The following is a 12,219-nucleotide window of genomic DNA, read 5'->3' on the forward strand; positions in this document are numbered from 1 at the left end:
AAGAAATATATCTTGCGGCCCCTGTTTTTATGCACACTATTTTAGATAACTACGGAATCAATCGATCCGTACGAAGCTGTTCAAATAAATCGTTAAATGAGTCTTCCGTTCTTTGAAAAACAAGGAAACCGAGTTTGCGACTTTTAGACATATCGGTCATCACTTCTATGGGGCGTCCCAAGTCAAGATCAGTATGCCAGGGTGAGGCCAGTTTGTTCAAATCAGACTCGTTAAGAGCATGTTGATTGGCCATTTTTTTCCATGCCAAAGCTTCATCTTTCATTTGTTCCTCAAGAGGATGAATCGTACCATCATAACCTACAGCTTTAATCCCAAACGATGCAGCTATTTTGTTCCAAAGCCATTTCCAGCGAAAAAAATCTCCATTGACCACGTTGAATGCTTCATTACGGGCCGCTTCTGTTGTGGAAGCCCATATTAAATGTTCTGCCAATATGCTGGCATCGGTAACATCTGAAAGTCCATTCCATTGTGCTTCTGAACCCGGCCACTGAAACGGTTTGCCTGTTTCTTTACAAATGCTGGCGAACACAGCGAGCGTAGTGCCAAGATTCATTAAGTTGCCTACCGCTTTTCCTATAAGAGTATGCGGGCGGTGAATGCTCCAAGTAAAACCATCACGCGCTGCAGCAATATAAACTTCATCTTCTTGCGCATAATAAAAATTCTCTATTTCGAGACGGGGTTGTTCTTCCCTAAGAGGCGTTTCGGGCAAGAATCCTTCTTTGGCGTAAGCCTCAAACGGCCCCAGATAATGTTTTAGCCCTGTAACAAGCGCTACGTGTTGCACAGATTTTTTAGGCGATAATGCCTCCAGAAGGTTTCTTACCATTAAGCTGTTTATACGTATGTTTTCGGCTTCAGAATCTTGTCGCATCCAAGTTGTAATGTAGATGTGAGTGGGGAAAACGTCTTTTAAAGCTATCTTTAAATTTTCCAGATCCAAAAGATCTGCAGCAACTGGCTTTAGATTTTCGATGTCTTTTCGTGGGTTTCTGGCTAAACCAAAAGTTGTCCAGTCTTTAGCAATAAGCTTTTCTGAAAGATTACTACCCGTTATTCCGGTTGCCCCAACTACTAATGCTATATTTTTCATGTTTACGTTTTAAAATTTTTATTGTACAAAATTAGACAACATTCTATAGATAATAAAGGACTTACCGCACATATAATTGGTGATCTATATCACGTCAATGCGATAGACGACTCAATGTTTCTCTTGAAATACCCAGATAGGAAGCTATCAGAGTTTTAGGAATACGGTGAATTAAATCCGGATACAATTGAATAAATTGCGTATATCGTTCCTCTGAATTCTTGCTTTTAAGTGAAAGAGTTCGGTTACCTTAATTTATCAGCAATTCGATTAATATTCATTAAGGTGAATCCATTTTTTATCACTGTTCAGTTTAAAAGTCCCAATATGTTCCTTATTCCATTCATCTGGTCCTATCAACGAAAGAAAATTTACGCCTTCAGCATCTCTATATAAATGATAAATTTCACCAATTACAGGTTCAAATGAAAATTTAGCGCTGTACACTAATTCATTCCATTCGTATTCTTGCATTAACTTCTGATATTGCAGCTTGAGTTCGTTAAACTTATTACCTAGCTCTTTATTCACATTGTCAATCCCTCTACTTTTCCAAGAAACTACATCATCAACCCTGATTACAGGGGCTCCAACATTTGTAGCGTAAGGCAATACATTCGCATTAAAACCTTTTTCAACTGAATATACGACACTATCTGGTTTTTTATTTTTCATCAAATTTTAATTTATCTTTTCTAATTAATTACAAAGAATCAATCAGTGACATTTCATTAATAATTTTTAAAATGAGTTTAAAATGTTTATTCGTGCAATACTTTTTTATACTTACCAATATTCTGGTGAAACAAAAGTGGTATTCCAAAACTTCAAAACGTAAATTTTAAAAACTATTTTGTTTAATAATTTTTATGTAAAGTTAAACAAATAATTTAAAGTGGTAGTACAATTCAACCGTTTAACGGCAATATTAATTTTGTTTAAACTTCTTAAACCAAAACTAATAAAATATCTTTTTTCAAGGTGTCGTATTAAAGCTTTTATTATTCAAATTTGTAAAACAATAAAAAGTTTTTTGAATTCTGACAGCAAAAACAAAACTTCTATCATTGCGTTTTGTTAATTCTAAGCAAAATTAAAAACTTATTTATCTTTTTAAATCCGCATTTACTACCTTTAAAAGATTTCTTTTTTAAAAGATTAAAAATCATACTCATGAAAAAAACAACAATAGTTTCTCTCGCGATTCTTTCATTCCTTTCATTCAGTTGCAAGGCACAAGTGAAGTCGAATGATATTCCCCTACAAGATGAAGTTAAAAATTACACCCTTGAAACCGTTGCCGCAGATATTGCTGCTCCTTGGGGAATGACTTGGTTGCCCGACGGTGCAATGTTAGTTACTGACAAAAGTGGTATTCTGTATCACATTAAAAACGGGACAAAAACCGAAATAAAAAATGTTCCCAAAGTGTATTCTCGTGGACAGGGCGGATTACTAGATATTGCTTTACACCCTGATTATGTAAAAAACGGCTGGATTTATATGACCTTTGCCTCAGAAGATGGTGAAGTACCTGGTGGCCATACCAAACTTATTCGAGCAAAATTATTGGACGGAAGTCTGACACAGATCGAATCGCTTTATAAAGCCACTCCCAACACTACAAAAGGGCAGCATTTTGGTTCCCGAATTGTATTTGATAATGATGGTTATTTATATTTCTCCATTGGAGAGCGCGGCGAACATTTTGTAAATCCGCAAGATATTAAACGCGACGGCGGAAAAATATACCGTTTAAATGATGACGGAAGCATTCCTAAAGACAATCCATTTGTAGGACAGGCTGGAGCAAAAGAAGCCATTTACACTTATGGGAATCGCAATCCGCAGGGAATGGCAAAAAACCCCGTAACAGGAGCAATTTGGGCACATGAACACGGGCCTCAAGGTGGAGATGAAATCAACATCATCAAAAAAGGAGCCAATTATGGCTGGCCTGTAGTTACTTATGGCATCGATTACGACGGAACAACCATTAGTAAAGAAAACGAAAAACCAGGCATTGAAAAACCTATTTATTATTGGCTGCCTTCTATCGCTCCAAGTGGAATGACTTTTGTTACCAGTGATAAATATCCGGATTGGAAAGGACATTTGCTGGTTGGCTCTTTAAAGTTTCAATATCTTGAACTACTAAAATTGAAAGGCACTGAAGTGATCGGCAGACAAAAAATTGCAACCGGAATTGGTCGCGTGCGCAATGTGGCACAAGGTCCAGATGGCTATATTTATATGGGCGTTGAAGGAAAAGGAATTATTAAAATCATACCTAATTAAACTATGTTTACAACGAAATTATTTTTAGGATTTGGAGTATTTGTATTGGGAAGCTTCTCGATTGCAAACCCCTTTTCCCCAGACAACTATATTGACTTGAATAGCGAAACCGCAGTTGTTTCAAAATTTCAGTCACCCGGAAAAGAAATTTATGCTGATTTTTGCATGCAATGTCATGGTGCAAATGGTAAAGGAGATGGTAAGAACTTCCCTCCTCTTGCCGGTTCTAGTTGGTTAAAAACCAAGAGAAATCAAAGTATAGCTGCGGTAAAATTTGGGCAAAGTGGCGAAATTGTTGTCAATAAAATTAAGTACAACGGCAGCATGCCAGCCATGGGACTTACGGATCAGGAAGTGGCCGATGTGATGAATTACATCATGACTTCTTGGAACAATAAACAAACTAAAATCGTTACAGTGAAAGAAGTAGCTGCCATTAAAAAATAAAATTGCAATCAGGGATTATTATCTAAAAAACATAAGCAGCCGAAAAACCTCCATAAAAATTTATAGCATTTCCGGGATAAAAATAGCGTGGAGCAGCTGTACCAAAACCAACTGCATTTGGTAAAATGTTAGCTGCATATTTGGTGTCCAGTACATTATTAATTCCGGCATTCAGCTCTGTTGTTAAGAATTTAAGAATTGTAAAAACATACGTCGTTTTAACATTTAGCAATGCATACCGCTCACTGTATTTTGTATTGGCATCGTTTAACGGAATAGTACCCATTGTTTGGAAAGACGTGTTGATGCGGAATCCGTTTTTTATATTTAAATCTAGTCCAATATTAAATTGTTTTTCGGGAACGCCCGTAAGTTGGTTTCCCGAATAATCAGTACCACCATCCACAAACTCTTTAAATTTAAAATTATTTACCGCTCCGGAAAAGTAAGGCGTAATTTCAAGTTGGGTCAATTCTAAAAGTTTATAATTAACCAAGAATTCCAAACCCGTATGGGAACTGCTACCCGCATTAATGCCTACAAATTGATCATCAGCGGTGCGCCGTGCCACCAATAAATTTTTAATTTGTGTGGTATAAAAAGTTACTTCCGTGTATATTTTATTTGTAAGCCAATTTCCTTTGAAACCCAATTCATAATTCCACCCAATTTCTGGTTTCAAATCGGTATTTATCTGACCATCGGGAGTCAATGTTTCGGCAACTGAAGGAACAGAAAATCCTTTGCTGACAGATGTAAATATGTTTTTCCCTTTGCTTACTTTATAAGACAAACCAACTCTTGGCGACCATACATTTCCAAAAGTAAATGGCATCTTTTGACTTCCCGAATTATTTTCGAAAACATCTTTTAACGAATATTTGGTTGTGTTAAATGCTACTCCGGTTTCCAGATGTAGTTTTTGTGAAATCCAAAGTTCCATTTGTAAAAAGTAGTTGCTGTAATTCCGATTTTGTTTTATCGCGCTGAACGCGTCGCCTTTTATACTTCCTTGGCCAGGTTGGGATTGATACAAGTTTTCGAAAAGGGAATACTCGTACTTTTCCGTTAATAATTCCGTGCCAAAACTTAGTTCAAATGGTAAGGAAAACACTTTGTCTTTGTAATTCACGTTGGAACGAAACCCGATAAGACTTGTTTTTTCATCCAAAATGTCAAAAGGTCTGGGTTCGTACGCGTCTTTAAAATTAGAAAAAATACTGGTTTGTATAGACCATTTTTCAGACAATTGATGGTCGTATCCTAATCCGAACATAAATTTGTCATACGACTCATAACCTTGTGCCGCTGCCCAAGTATTGGCTGCCTTTTCAGGATTATTTTTTAAGTCTGTCTCATTGATAGAACTTGGAATAAAAGCTTTCAGTCGGGTGAAAACTCCCAAAAATGACAAGCTACCATTAGAAGCAATTTTTTGTTTAGCGTGCAGGTTAAATGATTTCCGGTCATAAGAACTGTTGGCTCTAAATCCGTCACTTTGTAAATCTGTAAAGCTGGCAAATAAATTCGTTTTGGAATCGCTGTATCCTTCAGAAAGTCGCTGCTGCAACAAACCAAAACTTCCAAAAGTGACCGTTGATTTTCCAAAAGATTCCAGTAAAGGCGTCTCTCTTGAAAACAATTGAATTACACCACCCAAACCAGAGCCAAAACTAGTGGAATTTGGTCCTTTTATAATTTCAATTTTTTCGATTGAAGCCAAATCGATATCCTCTATTGTAGTTTCGCCTTCACCAGAACTCAATGGAATCCCATCAAAATAGGCTTTTATTTTATTCGTTCCATATTGAGATCGAGCCCCGATGCCACGAATCGTAATTCTGTTAGTGTTAAAAGCACCTTGCTGCATCGTAACGCCCGGGATTTTATTTAAAAACGGAGTGAGAATAATTCCATCACTTTTATTGATGTCAGCTGTGGTAATCACTGAAACGGAAGAAGCAGTGTTTTGAAGAACATTTTTTATAGGCGAACCCTTTAATATGATTTCTGAAAGGGCAATCGTATCTTTTTTTACTTGGCTAAAAACCACAGAAGTGCTGAATAATAAAAGAAGATACGAAAAAGGCTTTTTGAACAATTGTTTGGTATTTAGATGAGTAAAAACTTTTATAAAGTTAGCCTTTTCTTTGTATTTTCCCTACCCTATTTTGAAATTGTGTTAAAAGTAAACTCCCTTTTTATTAAAATTAAAAGCTGAACAATTAACTAAGGTGCATTCCGTTCAAATCTAAAGTCTAGAGAAAATAGTGTTATAAATAAACACGTAACATTCCCTTAAATGAATTGTATTCTTTTTTTTCTATCCTTGCACAGTTTAAAAACATTAAATACAACTAATTTAAAATCTTCAATGAGTCGAATAGTCATTTATTTTTCCCTTTTTCTGTGTCTTTTTACTGCGGTTTCAAAAGGACAGTCTCCCCCTGACGAATTAAAAATTGCTTTTCTGGCAGATGTTCATTTTCAGGATATATATGGAACTTTACACGACAGCAATTACAAAGGAATTATCAATCCTAAGAACGGAAAGCATACGCTACTAAGAACAATGGAATCGCAGTTACATTCCACTCGGATTTATAATGAAAACTATTTTGCCTTTCTCGCAGCCCTTGATGATATTGCAAAACGAGGTGTGAAAATCGTCGCGCTTCCGGGTGACTATAGTGATGATGGACAACCGCTTCACATTCGGGGATTGAAGCAAATCCTTACTGATTATTCTAAAAAACATCATATTCAATTTTTTATCACCACAGGCAATCACGATCCTTCAGGACCATTCGCTCAAGAATCAGGGAAGGATGATTTTTTGGGCGCGGGCGGAAAACGACAACCTATTTTTAGCAAAAAAGAATTGTATCAACCCAACAGTAATACTGAAAACACATTAGTAATTAGCCAAGATATTGCCAAAATGGGATATCTCGGCATTACAAGCGAACTAAAAGATTTTGGTTTTTTTCCAAAAGAAAATAATTTATTCTGGGCCACTCCTTTCAGCACGTATTCAGCTGACAATTACAATTATATTAAAGCTACTGAAGCCGCTTCTTTGACTGGCCGAACCTATTCCGTAGCACCCGGATATTCCGTTCCCGATGCAAGTTACGTGGTAGAACCTGTTGCAGGGCTTTGGCTACTGGCCATTGATGGTAATGTCTATATTCCTAAAAAAGAGGCCCCTGAAAATTCAAAGAATTCTAAACACTTTTCAGATGCAGGATTAGGGTATAATAAGGTTCTTATCCATAAAAAACACCTGATACCATGGATTGAGAAAATAAGTGCTGAGGCTAAAAAAAGAGGAAAAACCCTGATCGCATTTAGCCACTTTCCTATGGTAGAATTTAATGACGATGCTTCCCCTGAAATTGCAGAATTAATGGGTAAAGACAAATGGCAATTAAATCGTGTTCCAACAGAAGAAGTCGCACAAACTTTTGCTGATGCCGGATTAAAAATCCATTTTGGCGGACACATGCACATCAACGATACAGGTGTTCGAAAAACCAAAAAAGGAAACACGCTGGTAAACATTCAAACCCCTTCTTTGGCAGCCTACATTCCCGCCTACAAACTACTCACCATCAAAAAAAATGAAGTTATGGAAATTGAAACGATACCAATCAATGAAGTACCCCGATTTAATGAACTATTCGATCTTTATAAAATGGAATATGATTTTTTGAAAAGCCAGAACACGACAGACATTTGGGATACCGCAATTTTAGAAACAAAAAACTATCATGATTTTACCGATTTTCATCTGAAAGAATTAGTTCGATTGCGTTTTTTACCAGACGATTGGCCTGAATTATTTAAGAAATTTATTTTAAATATTTCAGGTGAAGACTTACTGATACTTGCTAATTTAGAATCTAAAGCAGATTATGACACAATTATAAGCCACAAAAGTAATCTTGAACAGGCTTGGAAAAAAGCGGAAAAGAAAGTTAAACAACAATTAAAAAAGAATCAGCTCAATCAAAGTGATTTTAAATGGTCCGGTTTAGAGCTTATCACTGATTTTTACCGCATTCGAAGCGCCGATGAACTCGCTATTGCAGCCATTGGAAAAGAAAGAATAAAACAATATCAGTTTATTATAAGGTCGCATCTTGATCATCAAAAGCAAAGAAAATTAAATCCAGAAAATATAACAGAAAAAAATACAATTCTTTTTCTGACTATTCTGAAAAAATTCTTAAACGGAGCTCCGGCGGATCATTTTTTTATTGATTTGAAAACAGGCGCTATTCAGGAATAAACCATGGACTTAAAGTCCATAGATTTGGTTGGCAGACTTAAAAGCCTACATGGTTAAAATGGGAACAAAAAAATTAAACCGCAAATTCGCAAATTAAATACATCAAAGCTATATAAATAATTTGCGAATCTGCGGTAAAAATTTTTAGAAGCTAAAGCAAAATGCACAAAGTACATAGTTTTAACTATTTTTGGGACCAATAAAAGAACCTGTTTTATATCATTAACAACTATATTAAAGTCAATGGTTCTCGACTGCGCTCGAACTGACAATTGATCTAATCTATAAACACCATTGTATTCCATAAAAAAAGAGGTTTCTAAAACAGGAAAACCTCTTTTCTCTTACACTGCTGTTGCGTTTAAAATTTACTTAAAGAAAAACAATAGCATTATTTAAGTTGCAACACTTGCTTGATTTTATGAAAGACTTCATTGTTTTCATACACTCCCGAAAAAATATCCGATTGGGGTCCATAAGAAAATATCGGCACCATAATTCCGGTATGATCATAAGTTGTAAAATCGCCTTCAATCATTTTCTCTTTTGAATTCCCTTGCGGAAGAGAAAGTCCGGAAGTCTCATGATCTGCGGTAACAATGACCAAAGTGTTGCCAGTTTTATCTGCAAATTTAATCGCTTCGGTTATAGCTCTGTCAAAATCAATCCCTTCTGAAACAATTCCCGGTACATTATTCGCATGTCCATAGGAATCTATTTGAGCCCCTTCGACCATAAGAAAGAACGGTTTATTCTTGGCATTTAAAAATTCAAGTCCTTTTTTTGTAGCTTCTGCCAATAGGTTTCCACGCCCATTTAAAACACTGTCAACATTGTTTTCAGAGAAAAAAAGACCTACTTGATTCTTGTTACTTTTGGCAACATCTGCAAGGGAGTCTAAAATGATGAAATCAGTATTTAAAAAACCAGCCGAAAAATTAGCACTTCCTCCACCCATAAAAAGAGAAATTTTACTATTTGTAAGTTCATTAGCGATTGCTGCTGTCAAATCACGCTCTTTTTGATGGGCATAAAACGAAGCCGGTGTCGCTCCTGTTATACGATCCGTTGTAATTACACCTGTGCTAAATCCCTTTTTAGTAAGGATTTCCATAATATTTTCAGCGGGTTTCCCTAAGGAATCTACTCCAATTGCTCGGTTATAGGTTTTTTGTCCAATAGCAAGAGCAGTTCCTGCAGCTGCTGAATCTGTAGTAAAATCATCCGAGGATTGTGTTTTTATAAACCCGATAGATTTTAATTGCGTCAGCGTCAATTGACCGCCGTTAGCCAAAACAGAACTAGAAATCTGTGCAAGTCCGTTTCCATCGCCTATAAGCAAAATAACATTTTTTATCGGACTGTTTTTCCTGTCAGATAAGTACGTTGGGGTATATACCGGCGAAGCGATCGTATTATAAAAAACTCTGCTGTCTAATGTATTCAGATAACGGGAACTCTCGTAAGGCATATCGGTGTTTATAAAATCGACTCCAAGATCTTTGAACGTTTTCCATGCGGTTTTAGAATCTGGACATCCCCAAAAACGAAATGGTTTTCCATAACTATGTGCTTTATTAATCGCTTCAGATACCTTTTTGTAATCTTCGGCAGTAAGTCGACCTTTTCCGTTCCAAGAAGAAAATTCATTGAAACTTTTGCTAATTAAAGCGACTTTCTCCCATTGTTCTTTTTCAGGAATAGAATCTAAACTTTGATAATCAAATTGAATGTAAGTCGGATACTGCTTATAATTCTTTACTTCTGGTCGGTTTCCCGATATGACAACAGAAAAGTTTTTATTGTTTATAACGGCCGGATACGTTTCTAAAACGGCTATTAGTTTTTTCAACGTAGCAAAAGGCTCGGTTTTAATATCAATGAGTAATTGTATCGCTTGCTGATTTCCCAATTTAAGAGCCATTACTTGTTGCAAAGGATCTAAGTATAGCTTTTCGATAGTGCGTTCTTTTTTGATATTGGACTCGGTATGGCTTACATACAGGCTGTTGTCCTTCAAAAAAATATCAGCTTCAATCGAATTTAAACCATTGGCGTAAGCACTCCAAAAAGGGATGTTTTGCTCATAATCATTATGGGAATGTATTTTATATTTTTGTACTTCTTGCGCCTGAATAAACTGCAAGGAAAATAACAAGCTGAGAACTAAAATTTTAATAGATTGGAACATAGTATAATTGATCAAGAAAGAGTAGCGTTAATAAGTGCATTTAATTATTAAGACCTTTCGGTTACTAATACAGTTTGCCGAAAAGTCTTTAATAAAATTATATTTTAGGACGCGAATTTAGTAGTACGGTTTAACATTTTTTTAAAATAATACTATTTATCACACGTTTTAATTTATTTAATATCCTGCGTTTTGAACTAAATAGCCAGGTTTGTCAGAAGCGCCATCAACTGCAGATTGCGGGATTGGGAAAAGACGTTTTTGAACATTGCCATCCGTTTTTTCGGTCCAAGTTCCTTCATATTTACCAAAACGAATCATATCTGTACGTCTTAGCATTTCCCAATAAAATTCAAATCCACGTTCTCTAAACAAAAGATCGAGTGTCATTGCGGTCAATGCTGGCGGAACAATTCGTGCAGTTCTTGAAGCTCTTACTAAGTTTACATCTGCAAGCGCGCCAGCTGCATCATTTAATTTACGAAGTTTTGCTTCAGCACGCATCATATAAACATCGGCCAATCTAAGAATAACAATATCGGCATCACCTCTATTTCTCCCATTATCTGATTTTTTACTGAACTCATATTTCAATACTCTATACCCACTGCTGTAACCACTTCCTTCTGCTGTGAAATCTATTTTCTCCGTATGGTTGACTAGTTTTGTTTTGTCGGCTCTGGTTATATTTCTGAGTTTTCCTATTTTATACCCAATTCCGTCACCACATCGTAAAAAAGGTTGACCGTTAGCGGTGGTAATCAATCCATACTGCTGGCCTCTTATGATTCCTCGGTCAATTTCAAAATTAGCTGCCGTAACACACGAATCCGCCGGTATTATAAGATTCTTTTTAGAAAACCTAGGATCCATTATTGCAGGATCCTGGGAACCATAAGCAGCAACCCAAGTCCGATAAAAATCAGATGTAATGGCTGGGCCGTCTGTTCCATTTGCTTTTACAAAAGCTGCTAGCGGGAATCGGTCTCCTGATAAAGAGAAATAAGCCAGTCGGTTATGACCGTTCAATTCTGCTCGTTGATCAACAGCAAAAATTAACTCTTTGTTCGTATGGTTTTCATCATCAAAAATTTCAAAATATTCAGAAGAAAGATTGTATTGACCGGATTCAATAATTTTAGAAGTATACGAAATCACCTTATCCATGTCCTCCGATTTGAAATCAAATTTTCCAGCATAAGGATCTCGATACACCGCGGCATTTAAATGTAAACGAGCTAGAAGTCCCCACACGGCGCCCTGCGTAATACGACCCGGGCCTTCATTTTTAGAAACTTCGTTTTCAATAGCTAAAAATTCGTTTTTGATATATTCTACGGCTTCACTGCCGCGCAAAATAGTTGAAACTTCTGCGGGGTTTTCTTTTACAAAAATTAATCCGAATAAATCTAAACTCAACATAGAATAGTACGCTCGTAAACCTTTGGCTTCCGCCAAATAAAGTTTAGCGGTAGGATTGCTTGCTGCCTGCGGGGTGAGCGCATTTATTGCAGTCACTGATCGCGAAATACCTTGAGTAATGGATCCCCAAGTATCTTTTATACGAATGTGAGAGCTGGTGTAAGTATGACGGTGCATATCAATAAAAATGCCATTGTCCCCCCAATCAGTTCCTCCTCGATAAGGCAGGATCGCTTCATCAGTTGCTATTTCTTGCAAAGTAAAATAACTGGTGTGTAAAAACAATCCCGGCAAAACCGCATATGCTGGCGCAATACTTCCATCTGCGACTGCATTTGAAGAAGCGCCGCCAGTTAAGGACTCGTCCAAAACCTCTTCCTCAAGAGTAGTACAGCCAAATTGCATAAAAGTTAATACAGTCAGTAATAGTATAATTTTATTTTTCATGTG

Annotated in this window: 8 protein-coding genes; 3 read left to right on the forward strand and 5 right to left on the reverse strand. The window is 36.5% G+C overall.

From position 1 onward, the window contains the following. Positions 1 to 49: 49 nt before the first annotated feature. Together ACNQGJ_RS01190 and ACNQGJ_RS01195 are read right to left on the reverse strand one after the other, a co-directional pair. Entirely contained in the window at positions 50 to 1,117 is a 1,068-nt protein-coding gene (locus ACNQGJ_RS01190) for an SDR family oxidoreductase (RefSeq protein ID WP_417970893.1), read from the reverse strand. A 270-nt stretch (positions 1,118 to 1,387) separates the two neighbouring features. After that, positions 1,388 to 1,792 (reverse strand): DUF2452 domain-containing protein, encoded by a 405-nt coding sequence (locus ACNQGJ_RS01195; protein ID WP_417970891.1) that lies wholly within the window; start codon positions 1,790 to 1,792, stop codon positions 1,388 to 1,390. 498 nt (positions 1,793 to 2,290) lie between these two features. On the opposite strand from ACNQGJ_RS01195, the gene ACNQGJ_RS01200 reads away from it, so the two are divergent. Both ACNQGJ_RS01200 and ACNQGJ_RS01205 read left to right on the forward strand, forming a co-directional pair. Continuing rightward, positions 2,291 to 3,415 (forward strand): PQQ-dependent sugar dehydrogenase, encoded by a 1,125-nt coding sequence (locus tag ACNQGJ_RS01200; protein WP_417970889.1) that lies wholly within the window; start codon positions 2,291 to 2,293, stop codon positions 3,413 to 3,415. Positions 3,416 to 3,418: 3 nt separating this feature from the next. Continuing rightward, positions 3,419 to 3,862, forward strand: a complete 444-nt coding sequence (locus ACNQGJ_RS01205) for a c-type cytochrome (protein ID WP_417970887.1) — start codon at positions 3,419 to 3,421, stop codon at positions 3,860 to 3,862. Positions 3,863 to 3,884: 22 nt separating this feature from the next. Here the strand turns inward: ACNQGJ_RS01205 and ACNQGJ_RS01210 are convergent, their stop codons facing one another. After that, the gene (locus ACNQGJ_RS01210; RefSeq protein WP_417970885.1) at positions 3,885 to 5,963 is read right to left on the reverse strand and encodes a TonB-dependent receptor family protein; all 2,079 of its coding nucleotides are present in this window, start codon (positions 5,961 to 5,963) and stop codon (positions 3,885 to 3,887) included. Between the two features lie 273 nt (positions 5,964 to 6,236). On the opposite strand from ACNQGJ_RS01210, the gene ACNQGJ_RS01215 reads away from it, so the two are divergent. Then, positions 6,237 to 8,156 carry a metallophosphoesterase gene (locus ACNQGJ_RS01215; protein WP_417970884.1) on the forward strand — a complete coding sequence of 640 codons (1,920 nt, stop codon included), beginning with the start codon at positions 6,237 to 6,239 and terminating at the stop codon, positions 8,154 to 8,156. A gap of 391 nt (positions 8,157 to 8,547) precedes the next feature. Here ACNQGJ_RS01215 and ACNQGJ_RS01220 read toward each other — a convergent pair whose 3' ends face one another. Together ACNQGJ_RS01220 and ACNQGJ_RS01225 are read right to left on the reverse strand one after the other, a co-directional pair. Continuing rightward, positions 8,548 to 10,347 carry an alkaline phosphatase gene (locus ACNQGJ_RS01220; RefSeq protein ID WP_417970882.1) on the reverse strand — a complete coding sequence of 600 codons (1,800 nt, stop codon included), beginning with the start codon at positions 10,345 to 10,347 and terminating at the stop codon, positions 8,548 to 8,550. A 177-nt stretch (positions 10,348 to 10,524) separates the two neighbouring features. Next, positions 10,525 to 12,216: a RagB/SusD family nutrient uptake outer membrane protein gene (locus ACNQGJ_RS01225; protein WP_417970880.1), complete on the reverse strand. Its 1,692-nt coding sequence runs from the start codon at positions 12,214 to 12,216 to the stop codon at positions 10,525 to 10,527. Positions 12,217 to 12,219: the final 3 nt, after the last annotated feature.

This window comes from Flavobacterium cryophilum (assembly GCF_048286555.1).
Lineage (GTDB): Bacteria > Bacteroidota > Bacteroidia > Flavobacteriales > Flavobacteriaceae > Flavobacterium.